The following is a 17,435-nucleotide window of genomic DNA, read 5'->3' as shown; positions in this document are numbered from 1 at the left end:
TGCTCAGTCAGAGCTACGATGTATTTCTTTTTTGCCATGCTGTTAAAGGGGGAGACGAGCTTTCATCCATTATCGTTTAGTTACCCCTCAAAATAAAGCTGACAGACCACTAGGGCTTCAGGATGTTTCGGAACAGTTTCATCTTCCCCAAAAGCTTTATGGGCGTGAAGCAGAGGTTGCAGCGTTACTGGCAGCGTTTGACCGAGCGACGGGGAGGGAAAAAGGGAAAAAGGAACAGGGAGAAGAATCCACTGCCTCCTCGCATTGTGAAATGATGTTGATATCTGGTTACTCCGGAGTTGGCAAATCTGCGCTTGTACAAGAGCTATACAAGTCGATTACTGCCAAGCGGGGTTACTTCGTCTCTGGTAAGTTTGACCAGTTTCAGCGCAATATTCCCTACAGTGCGATCGCTCACGCTCTCCAAAAGTTGGTACAACAACTGCTGAGTGAACCTGAAGAACAGGTGCAACAGTGGCGATCACGTCTTCTCACCGCATTAGGCAGCAACGGTCAACTGATCGTCGATGTGATTCCCGAAGTAGAACTGATTATTGGCAAGCAACTCCCTGTACCGGAAGTTGGTGCAGCGGAAGCTCAAAACCGATTTAATCGAGTTTTTCAACAGTTTATCCGCGTCTTTTGTTCAAAGGAACATCCTTTAGTCATTTTTCTCGATGATTTGCAATGGGTAGATTCGGCAACGCTTAAGCTAATTGAATTAATCATGCTGGATGATCAAACCCAGCATCTCTTTTTAATTGGAGCTTATCGAGACAACGAAGTAGACTCAACTCATCCACTCGCATTAATGCTGGATCAATTACGAAAACAAGAAATTGTATTCCAGGAAGTTGTTCTAAAACCTTTAACGCTGGAGCCATTGAGTCAGTTACTTGCTGAGACATTGCGGCAAAATCTAGGCACCATTCGCCCCTTGGGTGAGTTAGCGCTGCGGAAGACGGAGGGTAACCCTTTTTTTGTGGGTGAGTTTTTGAGAATGCTATATGGCGAAAAGCTGCTGAGCTTTGATGCAAAAGGCTTATGCTGGCAGTGGGATATGGCTCAAATCCAGACTCAAAATATTACTGATAATGTCGTGGAGTTGCTGCTGAACCAGTTAAAGAAGTTGCCTGAGAATACGCAGCATGTTCTCCAACTAGCAGCATGTGTGGGTGCTGAATTTGATTTAGAGACAGTCGCGATCGCGGATGAGAAATCCCTTGAATTAGTTTCCTTAGATTTATTAGCAGCAATTCAAGCTGGATTAATTCAGCCGCTATCCGAATTAGATGAAAACCTATTCGTTCAAGACTATAAGTTCTTGCACGATCGTGTCCAACAAGCTGCTTATGCTCTCATCGATGAGCCGCAGAAACAGGTAGTTCATTTACAAATTGGTCGCAATCTACTCAAAAAGATTCCATTAAAGCAGCGAGCAGAGCGGTTGTTTGAAATTGTTGATCATCTCAATTCTGGAATCGAGTTAGTTACCGACCAACTTGAACGGAATGAAATTGCCAAACTGAATTTGCAAGCAGGTCAAAAAGCCTTGACAGCAAATGCTTATCAAGCAGCTTTCAAGTATTTCAATGTAGGACTTAAACTTTTGAATATGGAGAGCTGGCAGCGCGAGTATGACCTAACCTTATCATTGCATTCAGAGGCAGCAGAGGCCGCATACCTAAGTGGTCACTTTGACGAAATGGAGCGGCTTGTCAAAGATGTACTCAACCATGCAAAAACCGTGCTCGATCAGGTGAAAGTCTACAATAGCAGGATTCAAGCATGCCTATCGCAAGGGGATCCTAGAGAAGCTCTAGAAATTGGCCTGGAAGTCTTGCAACTATTGAGAGTTAGCCTAGTGCAAGCTCCAACTCAGTTGGATGTTCAAACAGGATTAGCGGAAACAGCTTCACGACTCGCCGGGCAGGAAATTGAGGGTTTGATTGAACTACCGGAGATGAGCGGACCTGAACCACTAGCAGCGATTCACATCCTGGCAAGTATTGTGGCTTCTGCATTTATGGTGTCACCAGCCCTATTAATCCTGATTGTGTGCAGAATGGTGAACCTATCGCTCAGTTATGGAAATGCTCCCTGGTCACCATTAGGTTATGCAGCTTATGGATTTGTCCTATGTGAAGTAACTCAAGACATTGAGCGGGGGTATCAATTTGGGAAATTAGCTTTAAGGTTGCTAGAAAAACTAAATATTAATGAATGTGATGCTAAGGTGTTTGAAGTTTTGGGCACTCATGTCATTCATTGGAAGGAACATCTGGGGGAAAGCCTGTCTTTTCTGCGAAACGGCTATCAAAGAGGCGTGGAGATTGGAGATTTTGAGTTTGCTGGTTATTCTGCCTTTCATCTGTGTTACTCCTCATTTTTTGCTGGCCAGGAGCTTACAGCATTAGAACAAGAAACAGCAACTTATAGTAAAGCAGTTAGTCAAATTAGGCGAGAAAATCCTTCTATCTGGCTTGCCATACTGAGGCAAACAGTTCTTAATTTGTTAGGTCGGTCTGACAACCCAAGCCGATTAATGGGCCCAATATATTACGGAGACCGAGTACTATCAAATTCAGCGGTTGGCATCGATAGTGCAGATGGAATTCACTTCTTGTTGCTCAACAAGATTATCCTTCTTTATCTTCTTGCGGAGTACGAGCAATCAGCCCAAACTGCAATTTTAATGGAACAGCATTTGTATTCTGCGGCAGGAATGTTAGTTGTGCCGTTATTCTATTTCTATCATTCTCTAACGTTATTGAGTCTTCTAGCGAAGGCAGCAGCACCCGATAGAGAGCGCTATCTAGAGTGTGTCAATACTAATCAACAAAAACTGCAGAAACGGGCAGATTATGCCCCAATGAATTATTTGCACAAATTTCATTTGGTTGAGGCAGAGAAAGCGCGAGTTTTGGGGCAAGTACTGGAAGCGGAAGAGTTTTATGAACAGGCGATCGCAGGTGCGGCTGAAAACAAATTTATTCAGGAAGAAGCATTAGCGTATGAGTTGGCAGCTAAGTTCTACTGGGAGCGAAATCGACCCAGAATTGCTCGCACTTATATGCAAGAGGCACATTATGCCTATACCCGATGGGGTGCAGCTGCAAAGGTTAAAGATTTAGAAATCCGCTACCCACAGCTATTTCCTCAGTTGTTGGATAAAACTAATCCACCAATTCGTACTACTGCTAGCACCACTTCCAATTCCTCAGATATTGCTCTCGATTTAGCGACAGTCATAAAAGCATCACAAGCAATTTCTCGTGAAATTGAGTTGGGGCAATTGCTCACTTTTTTAATGGGGATCTTAATTGAGAACGCCGGTGCACAAACCGGATTTTTGATTCTAGAAAGTGAAGAAGAATGGGTAATTGAGGCTGCTTGTGAGCTTCATGCGGAGGAGAGTACCTGCGCAACGCGAGTGCTACAATCTCTTCCAATGTCAGGTCGATTGCCCGAATCCATCATTCAATATGTTATTCGAACTCGTGAGCCAATCATCTTAAACGACGCAACTCGTGAAGGTGATTTTATCAATGATTCTTATATTCAACATCATCAACCTCGATCAGTCTTGTGTTTACCACTGTTAAATCAAAGCAAGTTTGTTGGTGTGTTGTATTTGGAAAATCAATTGGCAACGGGAGTATTTACACCAGAGCGATCGCAACTTCTCAATCTACTCTCTATTCAAGCTGCAATTGCGATCGAAAACGCCAGGCTCTACTCAGCACTATGCGCCAGCAAAAGTCAGATGGCCCAATTCCTGGAAGCTGTTCCGGTCGGAATTGCTGTATTTGATGCGGTAGGTCGTCCCTACTACTTTAATCAACGGGCAACTCAGCTCGTCGGCAAAGGAAGTGATCCGTCTGTGCCCCTAGACCAACTTTCGGAAGCTTATCAAGTTTATCTAGCAGGAACAAAGCAGCCCTATCCGATCGAGAGATTGCCATCCATGCGCGCGTTGAGCGGCGAACGTAGCACAGTGAACGATATAGACTTTCACCAGAACGGCACCATTATTCCAGTAGAGGTGTGGAGCACGCCTGTGTTTGACGAACAGGGCAATGTGACTTACGCGATTACAAGCTTTCAAGACATTACAGAGCGCAAACAAGCTGAGCGGCTCCTAGCTGATTACAACCAAACGCTAGAACGACAAGTTACTGAGCGGACAATGCTGCTTTCTCAAGAGATTGAAGAGCGCCAACGAGTTGAAAATGCGCTACGACACAGCGAGGAGCAACGCAGGCTAACCCTAGACTTCACCCACATCGGTAATTGGGACTGGAATATCGTGGAGAATACATCAGAGTGGAATGATAATCACTCTCGATTGCTGGGATTAGTTCCCAACGAAGTAGAATGCAGCTACGAAGTATGGCGCGATCGAGTTCATCCAGAAGATGTTGACCGAGTTGAGCAAGCTGTTGCTAAAGCGCTGAAGACTCATACTGACTACGAAGCTGAGTATCGAGTGATTCACCCGGATGGTAGTATTCATTGGCTGTTTGGCAGAGGTCGAGGCATTTATAACGAAGCTGGACAGCCTATGCGAATGTTAGGTGTCATTCTCGACATCAGCGATCGTAAACGGGCTGAGGAAGCCTCCATCTTAGAGGAGCGCAACCGTATGGCACGGGAAATTCACGATACCTTAGCGCAAGCTTTTACAGGTATTTTGCTCAATGTCGGATCGATGACACAAATGCTAGTAAACGAGTCAGCATCTACCCAAATACAGTTGGAAAGGCTGGAAAGGATCGATGAACTGGCCCGAACGGGACTTACGGAAGCTCGTCGTTCAGTGGCAGCACTGCGCCCCCAGTTATTAGAAAAGGGCAATTTACAGAGTGCGCTGCATCGCCTCGTGACTCAGATGCAATCAACAACCAAAACTACGTTGATCTACGAAAGTAAGGGTATAGCCTACTCCTTACCAAGCGAGGTGGAAAACCACTTACTTCGGATTGCGCAGGAGTCTTTAACAAATGCTATCAAATACTCTAACGCTGATAAAATCTGGGTTGAATTGGTGTACGAAGAGGCTCATTGTCTTTTGCGTGTTAAAGATGATGGACAAGGTTTTGGAGTTGGTAGTATCTCATCGATTGGTGGTTTTGGCTTGTTAGGAATGAGCGAACGAGCAGAACAGATCGGTGCACAACTCACGATTCAAAGCCAACTTGGGCAGGGGACAGAAATTACTATCACCACTAAGCGGGAGTGAAAATCACGATGAGTCAATCGGCTAAAATTCGAATTCTGGTTGTTGACGATCACTCCCTTGTTGCAGAAGGATTAGCAAACATCATTAACTACGATCCAGAAATGACAGTGATTGCTCAAGCAGAGAACGGGCAACAGGCGCTCAATCTGTACCGTGAATACCAGCCCGATATAACCTTAATGGATTTACGAATGCCAATAATGGAAGGAGTTGAAGCTATTGCTGCAATTCGTGCTGAATTTAAGTCAGCTCGAATTATTGTGCTAACGACCTATGATGGGGATGAAGATATTTATCGGGGATTACAGGCAGGTGCGCAGGGATATCTACTTAAAGACGCTAAACCGAACGAACTTTTGAATGCTATTCGCATGGTTTATAGCGGCCAGCAGTATGTTTCTCCAACTGTGGGTAGAAAGCTGGTGGAACGAATGAGTAATCCAGCACTTAGTGAACGAGAGTTAGATGTGCTCCGGTTGATGGCACAGGGATTAAGTAATCAAGATATCGGAACTGCTCTAACAATTGGTGAAAGTACTGTCAAATCACATGTGACGCATATTCTGAGCAAGCTAGCAGTGAGCGATCGCACACAAGCCGTTATTGTTGCGGTTAAACGAGGGCTTGTTAGTTTATAGATTGTATTTAATGGGCAGCTTGATTCCAACTTTAGTTGGAGGTGCTCCTCTACTTTCAATGGAGCGCGTCATCCATCGCTGGAATACACAAAATTGTAGACTCTTAGCGGACGTGAGATAGGAGTTTATTCCCTATATTAAATTTATGAAAGAACCAAAAGTTGCTCAACAAGAGTTCAGCTTGCCTTCATAAAGTATCGACACCTGAAAGAAAATCATGACTTTATTCAACGTGGCATCTCGTTGAATTCGTTTTCAGCCGTTCATTCTATTGACGATCGTGGTGCTGATAATAATTTCTAACTTCGTCTTTAGGACAAACTGACTCTGTTGTAACAACAGAGAGTCGTTCAACAGGTGTGAAAAAATGGTTGATGATCATAGACACCATTTCCTATTTGTTCCACCTTCAATTCAGGATCACATTCAGGGCGTGTTAAGCGCCACTGCTGTACTCGTTCTGTATGGAGATTATGAATGCTCTCAAAGTGCGGATGTCTATCGGTTGATTAAAGTTGCTCAACAGCAACTGAGTCCTTTTCCTGATAAGAATAATATCTGCTTCATTTTTCGCCATTTTCCACAGATACAAATCCATCCCCATGCTCAACGAGCAGCAGAGGCTGCAGAAGCTGCAGCAATTCAAGGCCAGTTTTGGCAGATGCATGAGATGTTGTTTATCCATCAACAAATGTTAGAGAACGGCTACCTCGTAGAGTATGCAGAGCGTTTAGGACTTGATATTTCGCAGTTTTTACAAGACCTGTCTCATCGTGTGCATATTGCTCGTGTCAATCTGGACGCTGAGAGTGGATACCGAAGTGGAATAAAAACTGCACCTGCCTTGTTTATCAATGGAATTCGCTATACCGATCAATGGAATATAAAGAAGTTAATTGCATCCATCATTAATGCGGCTAATTAAGAGAACTCATTAGAGTATTCAGGAGAAACATCATGACAAATCAAAAGCTATCTCGTGTTTGGTTAATTACAGGCAGTTCAACAGGATTCGGTCGTGCTTTGACTGAAGCTGTCTTAGCTCAAGGCGATCGCGTTATTGCAACTGCTCGTAATATCAGCAAAATCCAGAATCTAGAACACAAATATCCACAAATAGCTAAAGCTGTTCGTTTAGATGTTACCGATCAAGCAAGCATTCAAATGGCTGTGCAAATTGGTTTAGCCACATTTGGTAGAATTGACGTACTGGTGAACAATGCGGGATATGGATTGATTGGTGCTGTTGAAGAGGTGAGCGATCAACAAATTCGTAACCAATTTGAAACCAATGTCTTTGGTCTGTTGAATGTGACTCGCGCTGTCATTCCCATACTCAGAAAGCAAGGCTCAGGTCATATTCTAAATATGTGTTCAGTCGGTGGACGGCATCCAGTACCAACGATGGGGCTTTATGATGCTTCTAAAGCAGCGGTCGAAGGACTTTCAGAGTCTCTCGCATCTGAAGTGAAACCTTTTGGAATCAAGGTAACGATCCTTGAGCCAGGAGGCTTTGATACCGGTTTTGTAGACCGTTCTACAGTTTCGGCAGAACCAATGCCAGAGTACGATTTTTTGAGAGAGCAAATCGCTAAGTTTGCTGCTGGATATGTTCGGGGTGACGCTGTAGCTGGTGTCCAAGCGATGTTGAAGGTCGTAGAATTGCCTGACCCACCCCTTCGCCTGGCGCTCGGTCCCAACGCGCTACCAACAATAATTCAAAAACTCACGGCAGATATTGAAGAGTACAAACGCTTTGAGCACATCTGGCAGAGTTCTACAGCCAATGCAGTTCACAATTCCAGCCTGTCACATTCCAGCTAGCACGAATTGATATTCCAACATTGATTATTCATGGGGATGCCGTTCGGATTCTGCCACTGGAAGCGATCGCTGCAAGATGACTGTAATTATCAAGAACAGCCGCTTAGAAGTGATATCGGATGGTCCCAACGCGATTCTCTGGACACATGCAGACAAAATAAACCCCTTACTACTGGACTTTCTCAAGGAGGAAAAGGTATGGCTCACTATGATTACATTATCATTGGTGCAGGATCGGCGGGTTGTGTGCTGGCTAACCGTCTAACTGAAGATTCTGATACAACTGTTTTACTGTTGGAAGCAGGCAATCCGGATACAAAGCCAGAGATTTTCATGCCACTGCAATTCATGAGCCTACAAGGTTCTGAAGTGGATTGGGCTTACTTCTCTGAACCAGAACCTTACTTAAATAATCGCAGAATGTTCTGTCCTCGCGGCAAAGTTTTGGGAGGAAGCAGTTCGATTAACTTCATGTTTTACATTCGGGGAAATCGCCATAATTATGACCATTGGCAGTCACTCGGAAACCCTGGTTGGAGCTATCAAGATATCTTGCCCTATTTCAAGAAATCGGAGCATCAGCAACGAGGAGCCGACACCTATCACGGGGCAGATGGAGAACTAAGCGTCAGCGACATCAAACCTTCTGCAGCCATATCTCAACGCTTTATCGATGCGTGTATGGCAATGGGCTACGACTATAATCCCGATTTTAATGGTGCCCAACAGGAGGGAGTCGGCCCTTATCAGCTAACCGTTAAAGACGGTAAACGTCATAGCACAGCAGCTGCTTTTCTTGTGCCCATTCTCGATCGCCCCAATCTGACTGTAGTAACTGGGGCATTGGTGACTCGGTTGTTGTTTGAGGGAACTCGTGCTGTTGGAGTGGAATACTTGAAAGAGGGTATTCTGCACCAAGTCAGAGTCGATCATGAGGTGATTTTAAGCGCGGGTGCATTTGATTCACCGAAACTGCTGCTGTCTGGCATTGGAGATGGAAGTTATTTACAAACCATGGGCATTCCGGTTGTCGCTAATTTGCCCGGTGTCGGACAAAATCTGCAAGACCACCTGCTTGTCCCTGTGGTATATGAAGCAACTCAAGCAGTCTATCCTGCAAACACAAGCAATGGGATCGAAGCTGGCTTGTTTCTGCATACCAAAGGCGATCAGGAAGTGCCACCGGATTTACAGTTTTACTTCGGTCCCATCCAGTTCTTACCGCCTGGCTATGCCCCGGCAGAATTTGGGTTTACAGGTGCAGTTTCTGTAAACCGTCTGCACAACATTGGAAGTGTCAGCTTACGTTCCACTGACCCCAAAGATCCACCTATGTTTCGGATGAATTATCTGCAATATGAAACCGATGTGCAAAAGCTAATCGGTGCAATTAGATTAATGCGCCGATTGCTACATAGCAGCGAATTTGATGAGTTTCGTGGTCAAGAAATCGCTCCGGGTGCAGACGTTCAAAGTAATGCAGAGCTTGAAGCTTATGTTCGAGATAATTGCAATACGGTATATCATCCAGTTGGCACTTGCAAAATGGGTACTGATCCGATGGCGGTGGTCGATCCTGAACTGAAGGTACATGGAGTTCAAGGATTACGTGTCATTGATGCATCAATTATGCCAACGATTACCACAGGGAACACTAACGCACCCACTATCATGATTGGTGAAAAGGGAGCAGATTTCATTAAAGCGGTTCGCGCTCAACAAACGTTGATGACCCAATTCAACGCGAAAAATTCCGGTTCAGCTAGGATTTCTAGTCATCGATGATTCTAATTGATAATAGTGTATTCACAACTATCCACGCAATTTTCTTGAACAGAGGCATCGTTGACTATAATGAACTTATCCTTGTAGGCAAACATTGTTGCATCACCAATTCATTACAAAGCTAAGCTTAATATCACCCATTGTTTTTATGTAGCGTTGGTTGCACGAAACTGGAGTACGATTCGCAGCCTGCTCACAGACAATGCACACTGGGTACTAAGTGACAAACGATTTCAAGCATGGCCAATGGAGTTGATGCAGTTGCCGATCGCGCTCGCAAAATCGCAGGCTATAGGCTGAAGTTTGAGCTGTTGCATATTCTGGTAGCCGAGGCAATGCTGCACTGTCTTTGCACAATAAGGCGAAGCAGGATGATCGTATCCTCGAAGAGCATTTAGCGACGGTATGTCGGTTGAAGGATGGCAGAATCGCCACGATTGAGACGTTCCTCTTTGATGTGGATGGGATGAATGCCTTCTGAAACAAATTTAAATAGTAGTAGTGCGAAAGCAATTGTTTATTAAATCTCAAGAATGGAGAAATAATCATGCTTACAGAGCAAGGAAAACAGAACGGTGTTGTATTGCAAGCCGGTCAGGGAAAATCTTACTGGGTGCTAGGTGATTTATATACGTTTAAGACCGTGAGCCAGGATACCAATGCAACCTACTCACTTATGGAAATGATTGTTTATCCTCAGACAGGTTCGCCTCCTCATATTCATAGCCGCGAAGATGAATCGTTCTTGGTTCAATCAGGAGAAATTCAGTTTCAAGTGGATGGAGAAACCATTATTGCAACACCGGGAACCTTTCTCTACTCCCCTAGAGGACAAACTCATGTGTTTACGAATGTCAGTAACCAGCCTGCTATGGTCTTGTGTTGGGTAACACCAGCTGGGCTGGAGCAGTTCTTCATGGAGATTGGCACTCCGGCTGATGATCCGACTGCACCGCCACCTCCAGTTACAGAGGCAGATATTCAAAAAACGATCACTTTAGCTCCTCAATATGGTTTGACTATTTTGTCTCCAGATTCCTCTCACTAGTTGCTAAGAGAAACCATGAAAGCCCTTGCCGTTGATCCCACTCGTCTCACTCATCCACCAGATTGCTTTGCTGAAATTGCTGTTGAACCGCCCACCTTAAGAGCCAGGGATTTGCTAGTGCGAGTGCGGGCGGTGTCCATTAATCCAGTGGATTATAAAGTTCGTTCATCTATTCAAGACAAGCAATCCGCCCCTCAAATTTTAGGCTGGGATGCGGCTGGAGTCGTGGAGCAGGTTGGATCACAAGTTAGCCTATTCAAACCAGGGGATGAAGTGTATTATGCAGGCAACATTACTCGCCCTGGAAGCAATAGTGAACTTCATGCGGTTGACGAGCGGATTGTTGGTCGTAAGCCTGCCCGTCTTTCATTTGAACAAGCAGCAGCACTTCCACTAACCACGATTACTGCCTGGGAAGGATTGTTTGAGCGCATGGGAATCTCTGATCAAAAGTCAGAAATCAACCACGGCAAACACCTTCTGATTATCGGTGGCGCAGGTGGAGTTGGATCGATCGCCATTCAATTGGCAAAGCAGGTTGCTGGGCTAACTGTGATTGCAACCGCATCCCGACCTGAAACCGTCGATTGGTGTCTCAGAATGGGAGCGGATTACACAATTAATCATCATCAATCCTTCAAATCAGAACTGGAAGGAACTGGCATTCAAGATGTGGATTATATTTTCTGCTTGAACGATACAGAACAACATCTGGTCAACATGGCAGAAACAATCAAACCCCAGGGAAAAATTTGCTCGATCGTTGAAACAGAACATTCCATTGACATGAATTTGCTCAAAAACAAAAGTGTGACGTTTGCCTGGGAGTTTATGTTTACTCGCTCCATATATGAAACCAATGATATGCAAGCTCAACATGATCTATTGAACAAAGTCTCAACATTAGTGGATCAACAAATCATTGAAAGCACAATGACAGAATGTTTGGGTTCTTTAACTCCAGAAAATCTCGCGAAAGCTCATGCTCAACTCGAATCGGGTCGAACGATCGGCAAGCTAGTCTTGTCCGGATTCGCACAATAGCCATGTGCGGCGAATAAGACCTGATTCGATTTTAATGTACTGAAATTAATCCTCCCTCATCGCTAGGAGCAAAATACCATGTTGCAACCAGAAGAAGCCATTTTTAGCACTCAAGGACTCAAGCTTTGGTACAAAGTTTCAGGTACTGGTCCCATTTGCATTGTGCCTACTCCAGGGTGGGGACCGAGTTCCGATATGTACTTCCAAACCTTAACCCCACTTGAAACGATATTCACCCTTGTTTACCTTGATACAAGAGGCACGGGGCGTTCGGAGCGACCAGTGCAACCAAGCGATTACACCTACGATCAGTTTGCGGCTGATCTGGATGCACTTCGACAGCAATTAGGACAGGAGCGCGTTTGGTTAATGGGGCATTCCGAAGCCGGGCGTCACGTACTCTACTATGCTTTGCAGTATCCTGACCATTGTGCTGGGCTGATCCTTCTCGATGCCGTCAGTTTTCAGGATGAGCGATCGCATACAGATATGGAAATGCGCCTGCGGGAACGACAGCACGAACCCTGGTTTGACCTCGCCTACCAAGCATTTACTAGTCAGGAAATGCCGGAGTCAGAAGCCGATTTTTTGAAGTTTATTCAAACCATCCTTCCGCTCTACTACTATGATGTTGCTAACATCCAGCTCAATGCGTCTCACCATGCTGCAACATCAATGTCTTTAGATGCGTTCAAAGGTTCTGCTCAATGCCAATGGCATAAAACCAACCTGATGTCGCGGCTTAAAGAGATTTGTGTTCCAACTCTGATTGCGGTTGGGAGCCATGACTTTATTTGCTCGCCCCTCCATGCTCATCGATTACATATGGAAATCACAGGCTCAAAGTTTATTTTGATTGAGAGAGCAGGCCATTTTCCCTGGTATGAACAACCCGATCAGTTCTTTACTAAAGTGAAGGAAGGGTTAGCCGCTGTCCAAGCATCAACTTGGCACAATTTACTCATTAGATAACATCAATTCCGTTCTTATTCTTCAATCTCCGCTTGTAAGAAACTGTTTGTAAAAGTCAATTAAGCAGTTTTCCGATCCCAGGTTCGTCTGTTTTTGGTAAGTCTTCGTAGCATCAATCGAATCATCACCACATAGACCATGCCTTCGTGATTCTCTGGTAATCGTTCATAGTCTCGGTTGAGAATTCGGGCATTCTTCAGCCAGGTCCAAGTCCGTTCTACTATCCATCGCTTCGGTTCTACCTGAAACCCCTTAGCATCCTCTGCTCGTTGGCTAATCTCAACCTCGACTTGTCGTCCTTCTTGCTCAAAGAAGTGCTGAATCAATGTTCCCAGATCTCCTCGATACCCCTTATCCGCTAGCACCTTCACGATGCGCTGATGCATCTGCAGAACCCAGACTAAAACACCAGGAGCTGTTTTGACATCTGATATATTGGCGGCACTGACATAGCAACCCAGCACCAGGCCCAGCACATCGACCCCAATATGACGCTTGCGTCCCTTCACCCATTTGTTGCCATCAAATCCCTGTTCCTCCCCCCTTTTTGTCCCAGTTTCACGGACTGACTATCAATGATCACCAAGCTCGGTTCTTCATGCCGTCCTGCGGCTTGCCGTACCTGCCGTATCAGGGTCAGGTTAATTTGCTCCCAGACTCCCAACCTCACCCACAAGCGATAGTATCCATACACCGTTTGCCAAGCTGGGAAATGCTTGGGGATTGCCCGCCATTTCAGAGCATTATCTGCCCGGTAGAAGATAGCGTTAAGGGCTTCCCTTAAATCGACCTCTCGGTCTTTACCCAAGGGCTTAGGAGCAGGCAACAAGGGTTCAACGATTTCCCACTCGGCATCGGTCAAGTCGCTGTCATAGAGAGGTTCAGTCATGGTCAGCGGCTAACTTCGACTCTGACGCAATTCGTTTAGAGACATCTTGCGCTGATTCCCCGGATTGACGGCAGGGGCGGTTACACTCCTGACATCGCCACCCGGCTAACTGTTTGGCTTGTAGACGCTCCACATCTAGATAACGCATCACGGATTGGGTCTGAACTTCAAACTCCTCAGTATGCATATAATTCGTCTGTTTTGATCAGGTATTTGGGAAAAGCCAGTTTATTTAGCTACAAGATGGGCGTGTTTAACCTTCCTCCGCTTACCCACCATGCCTGAACCGACGAACTTCAGCAACTCGACCACCTGAATAATCTATTTGATGTTGATAACGACTCCTAGACTTTCATTGGCTAAGCGATCAGCGGTACACAATGCATAGGTACCGGGTTGTAGGGAAAGGTTTGTCCTTGTATTGGGGAGAATTTCCTGGAGGCTCCAGGTGGTTCCGGTCTGTCGATAAAGGGTGAAGGAACGGGTGTTCGGGGCGGCAACCCAGGAAAGTTTGCCGTCTATCGTACGAACGTTTTGCGGAGGAGCGGGCCGCGTGTTGGAGAGCCAGGGCATGACTGGAGGGAGAGCGGCGGTACGGTAAGTGTCGCTTTGGAAGCGATCGCAAATGCCTTGGCGATTGGTTAGAAATGCCTTTGCACTATAGAAAATATTGCCCAGCACAAGCTTCGTTTCCAATTGACGGGTGATGGCGACCTGACGTTCAATCTCGCTCAACTCCCATGTTTTACCGTCTAACTGTGACAGGGTGTTGCCGGGGTAGATGTGTCGTCTCTGGGGATTGTTGTCAGCCCACCACTCCAGCAAAACAGGATAGCTCTGGGCAGGCGGGTCAATGCGCCAGTAGAGCTGCGGTGCGAGGTAATCGACCCACCCCTGTTGAAGCCAGCGTAGGGCATCTGCGAATAGTTGGTCGTAGGCATCTAATCCCCGAATCTGGGGTGGCTGGCCGGGGCGATAAATGCCAAAGGGACTAATACCAAATTTGACCTGCGGTTTGGTGCTGCGAATGCCTGTAGCAAGCCGTTGCACCATGCGGTTCACATTATCTCGCCGCCAATCGTTCAGGGAAAGCGTACCACCCCCGGCCTGATAACGCTGGTAGGTCGCTGCATCCGGGAAGGTCTGCCCTGCAATCGGGTAAGGATAGAAGTAATCGTCCAGATGAATGCCATCTACGTCATGACGACGCAGTACATCCATAATGACGTTGTAAGTCTGGTCTTGGACAACTTGTGAGCCAGGATCCATCCAGGATTGGGTGCCCCAGGGGTAGACTACATCGGGATGGGTCACAGCCAGGTGGGGCGCAACGTTCACCGTTTGACTCGAACTGCGTGCCCGGTAGGGGTTAAACCAGGCATGAATTTCTAGATTGCGCTGACGGCATTGGGCGATCGCAAATTGCAGCGGGTCATACAGGGGGTTGGGCGCTCTGCCTTGAGTGCCCGTTAACCAGAAGCTCCAGGGTTCCAGCGTGGAGTTGTGCAAGGCATCCCCCTCTGGCCGCACTTGCAAAATCACCGCATTGAAATTTAATCTCTGCAATTGATCCAGAATGGTGATGATCTCAGCCTGTTGTTGTTGTGTAGTCAACGTGCGGCTACTGGGAAAATCAATATTCCATACCAGGGCAACCCAGGCGGCCCGAAACTCTCGTCGGTGGGAGACCTGAACCAAGGGTGTCCATTGGACAATCCATTCCGATGGAATGGGTGAAGCCTGCCCCATGTAGACCAGACTTTGATAGATAAAGCTCGCAACCTCCGCACGGGTAGCAGGTTGTTGAGAGTGAATTTGAGTGCGGTCGGGATAGTTCACCACGATGCCTGCTGCGGTTGCCGTGGCGATCGCACTCCTGGCCCAGTCGGGAATTTCTGCTGCATCTCGGTAGAGGTCTGCCAGGGGAGCCTGCCCCGAAGCGGTCATGCCCAGTCCCCCCACCAGCGCTACCCAGGTTTGGAGTCGGGGAATGGCTTCTGTCGGGCGAAATTCACGACCGGGATAACCCGACATGAACCCGGTTTCGTAGGCCCACTGGATTGCAGGGGCTGCCCAATGGTTAGCAGGAACATCAACATAAGGGACGTAGGGACGTTTAGGAGCAATGGCGAATGCCCCCCGCAGCATGGAAGCAAATTCAGCGCGTGAAATCAGCTGGTTTGGGCGAAAAGTGCCATCCTCAAAACCTCGCAAGACTCCCCGTTCTGCCAGGGCTTCGATAAAGGGACGTGCCCAGTGGGTCTGGATATCGGGAAAGCGGGGAGAAGGAGACTGCGGCATAGGTAGTTAATGGAGTGTTGGGCTAAGAATACTTCTTCAGATTCATTCAATAGTGCAAGAAGGACTTTGAGTGACACTAAAGTGATGAATATGATTAGAGAAGGACAAGTCAAAAAAGTCAAACAAGGGGACAGTGTGTCTCAAGTGAAATTTATCGAAGCAATCTTTGAAATTGCTGATTAAGGGAATACGGACGATATCGATCGTTTGTCCTTAAGAAGTTCTTGCAATACAACCAGCGAGATTGAGGAGCATGACGCGGCCATGACTGCGATCGCCCTTCCCTGTATTAGCAAGAATATCAAAGGGTCGCATTACCAGGAGTAGTAAGGCGTGAGCATCACTCATCCCATGCCAACCCATCAAAGTGAAGACGCGGGATTTTCGATAGCGTAGTATTATTATCTCCGCACACTGCACTCTGGGTAGAGCAGCATGGACCAGTTTACAGGTGGCTGCCTTTGCGGCAACGTCCGAATTGTAGCGTCAGGACTGCCATACCGAGTCGGGCTCTGTCACTGTCTTGACTGCCGCAAGCATCATGGTGCCCTTTTTCAGGCTTCTGCAGTGTTTCCACAGGATGCGGTCACGATTGATGGCGAAACACGCGACTACGCCGGGCGTTTTTTCTGTCCCCGATGTGGCTCGTCTATTTTCGCACGCACTGCAGACGAAATCGAAGTAAACTTGGGCTCTCTGGATGCCCCTGACCAACTGATGCCGACCTATGAAAGCTGGATCATCCGTCGTGAATCCTGGTTGCCGTCGTTCCCGCTCACAAGGCGTGCAGAAGTCTGATATCGATCAGGTGTTGCTCGTAGGCGGGAGCTGCCAAATTTGGGCAATTCAGCAGCTTTTTATGGCCTACTTTGGGCCGCAGCACGTTCAGCTTCACAAGCCGTTCGAGGCAGTTTCCCACGGGGCACTTGCCCTGACGCAAATTGCCGGACTGGAGGACTATTTGCGCCACGGTTATGCTATCCGCCTCTGGGAACCCTACTCCCGCTCCTACACCTATTTTTCCCTGTTTGAATCGGGTACAAAATATCCTTGTGGGCGATCAGAACCGCTGATGCTGCAAGCTGCCCTCGAAGGACAAACTGAAATTCGTTTAGATATTGGCGAAGTCGCGCACGTTACCGAGGCAGAAGTGACCTATGACGCGCAGGGACGCATGAGCAGCGCTCCCCTTCGTCAGCAGGAAACCTATCGATCACTGGAACTGAACCGTGAGCAGGTTTGCATGGCACGGCTGGAGCCGCCCGGACAACTCGGAATTGATCGCCTTGCCGTGGAATTTGAAGTTACGGAACACCGAATTTTAGTGGCAACCGTGCAGGATTTGCTGACGGGAAAGGTATTGGTAGAACGGGGGGCGATCGCGAAACTAAGTTAAGCCGATGTAGGGCAGCAGCAGCTCTGATAAACCGGTAAAAGTTTGGAATTTACAAACAGGACAGGAGCAAACGTTTACAGGACATTCTCACTATATTTTGTCCGTTGCGATGAGCCAGAATAAACAGTGCATTGTCAGCGGTAGCCGCGATGGAACGATCAAAATTTGGGGAATACCGCCTCTTTCCTAGTCCGGTCTTTTAGATAGGAGTTGTCTACGAATGCTACGAATCATCACTTTCTGACCGTTCAGTAGTCGTCCTGGGAATTCTAATAAAGTTTTTCTTTTTCTCTTTC

The 17,435-nt window shown here is 46.8% G+C and carries 15 protein-coding genes and 3 pseudogenes; 13 read left to right on the top strand and 5 right to left on the bottom strand.

Features of this window, described 5'->3' with window-relative positions:
• Positions 1-109: 109 nt before the first annotated feature.
• The 10 genes and pseudogenes from H6F91_RS28690 to H6F91_RS26425 form a co-directional block, all read left to right on the top strand.
• A pseudogene (locus tag H6F91_RS28690) lies at positions 110-5,242 on the top strand (AAA family ATPase); the annotation flags it as partial.
• Positions 5,243-5,250: 8 nt separating this feature from the next.
• Positions 5,251-5,880, top strand: a complete 630-nt coding sequence (locus H6F91_RS26465) for a response regulator transcription factor (RefSeq protein ID WP_190769878.1) — start codon at positions 5,251-5,253, stop codon at positions 5,878-5,880.
• Positions 5,881-6,247: 367 nt separating this feature from the next.
• A complete protein-coding gene (locus tag H6F91_RS26460) occupies positions 6,248-6,805 on the top strand; it encodes a thioredoxin domain-containing protein (protein ID WP_190769877.1) in 558 nt (185 codons plus the stop codon).
• Positions 6,806-6,837: 32 nt separating this feature from the next.
• On the top strand, positions 6,838-7,704 hold the full coding sequence (locus H6F91_RS26455; protein ID WP_190769876.1) for an SDR family NAD(P)-dependent oxidoreductase: 867 nt from the start codon (positions 6,838-6,840) through the stop codon (positions 7,702-7,704).
• Positions 7,701-7,891 (top strand): annotated as a pseudogene (locus H6F91_RS28685) (alpha/beta hydrolase); the annotation flags it as partial. The gene H6F91_RS26455 and the pseudogene H6F91_RS28685, both read left to right, overlap by 4 nt.
• 11 nt (positions 7,892-7,902) lie before the next feature.
• Complete coding sequence (locus tag H6F91_RS26445; protein WP_190769875.1) at positions 7,903-9,489, top strand: GMC family oxidoreductase N-terminal domain-containing protein; 1,587 nt, start codon at positions 7,903-7,905, stop codon at positions 9,487-9,489.
• A gap of 349 nt (positions 9,490-9,838) precedes the next feature.
• Positions 9,839-9,970, top strand: a complete 132-nt coding sequence (locus H6F91_RS28415) for a hypothetical protein (RefSeq protein ID WP_277874462.1) — start codon at positions 9,839-9,841, stop codon at positions 9,968-9,970.
• A gap of 66 nt (positions 9,971-10,036) precedes the next feature.
• On the top strand, positions 10,037-10,537 hold the full coding sequence (locus H6F91_RS26435; RefSeq protein WP_190769874.1) for a cupin domain-containing protein: 501 nt from the start codon (positions 10,037-10,039) through the stop codon (positions 10,535-10,537).
• A gap of 15 nt (positions 10,538-10,552) precedes the next feature.
• Complete coding sequence (locus tag H6F91_RS26430) at positions 10,553-11,581, top strand: zinc-binding alcohol dehydrogenase family protein (RefSeq protein ID WP_190769873.1); 1,029 nt, start codon at positions 10,553-10,555, stop codon at positions 11,579-11,581.
• Between the two features lie 78 nt (positions 11,582-11,659).
• A complete protein-coding gene (locus H6F91_RS26425) occupies positions 11,660-12,553 on the top strand; it encodes an alpha/beta hydrolase (RefSeq protein ID WP_190769872.1) in 894 nt (297 codons plus the stop codon).
• Positions 12,554-12,612: 59 nt separating this feature from the next.
• On the opposite strand, the gene H6F91_RS26420 is transcribed toward H6F91_RS26425, so the two are convergent.
• From H6F91_RS26420 to H6F91_RS28410, 5 genes are all read right to left on the bottom strand, one after another.
• On the bottom strand, positions 12,613-13,062 hold the full coding sequence (locus tag H6F91_RS26420; RefSeq protein ID WP_190769871.1) for a transposase: 450 nt from the start codon (positions 13,060-13,062) through the stop codon (positions 12,613-12,615).
• Entirely contained in the window at positions 13,059-13,442 is a 384-nt protein-coding gene (locus tag H6F91_RS26415) for a transposase (RefSeq protein WP_190769870.1), read from the bottom strand. The genes H6F91_RS26420 and H6F91_RS26415 overlap by 4 nt, the downstream gene beginning before the upstream one ends.
• Positions 13,435-13,629 carry a hypothetical protein gene (locus H6F91_RS26410; protein WP_190769869.1) on the bottom strand — a complete coding sequence of 65 codons (195 nt, stop codon included), beginning with the start codon at positions 13,627-13,629 and terminating at the stop codon, positions 13,435-13,437. Before H6F91_RS26410 ends, H6F91_RS26415 begins: the two co-directional genes overlap by 8 nt.
• A gap of 134 nt (positions 13,630-13,763) precedes the next feature.
• Positions 13,764-15,743, bottom strand: a complete 1,980-nt coding sequence (locus tag H6F91_RS26405; protein ID WP_190769868.1) for a family 10 glycosylhydrolase — start codon at positions 15,741-15,743, stop codon at positions 13,764-13,766.
• 213 nt (positions 15,744-15,956) lie between these two features.
• Entirely contained in the window at positions 15,957-16,091 is a 135-nt protein-coding gene (locus H6F91_RS28410) for a hypothetical protein (protein WP_277874461.1), read from the bottom strand.
• An 87-nt stretch (positions 16,092-16,178) separates the two neighbouring features.
• Between H6F91_RS28410 and H6F91_RS26400 the strand changes: the two genes are divergently transcribed.
• The 3 genes and pseudogenes from H6F91_RS26400 to H6F91_RS28680 form a co-directional block, all read left to right on the top strand.
• Complete coding sequence (locus tag H6F91_RS26400) at positions 16,179-16,541, top strand: GFA family protein (protein ID WP_190769867.1); 363 nt, start codon at positions 16,179-16,181, stop codon at positions 16,539-16,541.
• Positions 16,471-17,139: an Hsp70 family protein gene (locus H6F91_RS26395; protein WP_190769866.1), complete on the top strand. Its 669-nt coding sequence runs from the start codon at positions 16,471-16,473 to the stop codon at positions 17,137-17,139. Before H6F91_RS26400 ends, H6F91_RS26395 begins: the two co-directional genes overlap by 71 nt.
• 76 nt (positions 17,140-17,215) lie before the next feature.
• Positions 17,216-17,329 (top strand): annotated as a pseudogene (locus H6F91_RS28680) (WD40 repeat domain-containing protein); the annotation flags it as partial.
• Positions 17,330-17,435: the final 106 nt, after the last annotated feature.

This window comes from Leptolyngbya sp. FACHB-8, from assembly GCF_014695575.1.
Classification (GTDB): domain Bacteria; phylum Cyanobacteriota; class Cyanobacteriia; order Elainellales; family Elainellaceae; genus Vacuolonema.
Note: the sequence above shows the minus strand (reverse complement) of the source record. Positions and strands in the feature narration are given on the sequence as shown.

What these genes read in the sequence shown, in the direction of transcription:
- H6F91_RS26455 (WP_190769876.1), top strand. Translation starts at nt 6,838, where the DNA reads ATGACAAATCAAAAGCTATCTCGTGTTTGGTTAATTACAGGCAGTTCA.
- H6F91_RS28410 (WP_277874461.1), bottom strand. Translation starts at nt 16,091, where the DNA reads ATGAGTGATGCTCACGCCTTACTACTCCTGGTAATGCGACCCTTTGAT.
- H6F91_RS26415 (WP_190769870.1), bottom strand. Translation starts at nt 13,442, where the DNA reads ATGACTGAACCTCTCTATGACAGCGACTTGACCGATGCCGAGTGGGAA.
- H6F91_RS26395 (WP_190769866.1), top strand. Translation starts at nt 16,471, where the DNA reads ATGAAAGCTGGATCATCCGTCGTGAATCCTGGTTGCCGTCGTTCCCGC.
- H6F91_RS26460 (WP_190769877.1), top strand. Translation starts at nt 6,248, where the DNA reads ATGGTTGATGATCATAGACACCATTTCCTATTTGTTCCACCTTCAATT.
- H6F91_RS26425 (WP_190769872.1), top strand. Translation starts at nt 11,660, where the DNA reads ATGTTGCAACCAGAAGAAGCCATTTTTAGCACTCAAGGACTCAAGCTT.
- H6F91_RS26405 (WP_190769868.1), bottom strand. Translation starts at nt 15,743, where the DNA reads ATGCCGCAGTCTCCTTCTCCCCGCTTTCCCGATATCCAGACCCACTGG.
- H6F91_RS26435 (WP_190769874.1), top strand. Translation starts at nt 10,037, where the DNA reads ATGCTTACAGAGCAAGGAAAACAGAACGGTGTTGTATTGCAAGCCGGT.
- H6F91_RS26410 (WP_190769869.1), bottom strand. Translation starts at nt 13,629, where the DNA reads ATGCATACTGAGGAGTTTGAAGTTCAGACCCAATCCGTGATGCGTTAT.
- H6F91_RS26445 (WP_190769875.1), top strand. Translation starts at nt 7,903, where the DNA reads ATGGCTCACTATGATTACATTATCATTGGTGCAGGATCGGCGGGTTGT.
- H6F91_RS26400 (WP_190769867.1), top strand. Translation starts at nt 16,179, where the DNA reads ATGGACCAGTTTACAGGTGGCTGCCTTTGCGGCAACGTCCGAATTGTA.
- H6F91_RS26430 (WP_190769873.1), top strand. Translation starts at nt 10,553, where the DNA reads ATGAAAGCCCTTGCCGTTGATCCCACTCGTCTCACTCATCCACCAGAT.
- H6F91_RS26465 (WP_190769878.1), top strand. Translation starts at nt 5,251, where the DNA reads ATGAGTCAATCGGCTAAAATTCGAATTCTGGTTGTTGACGATCACTCC.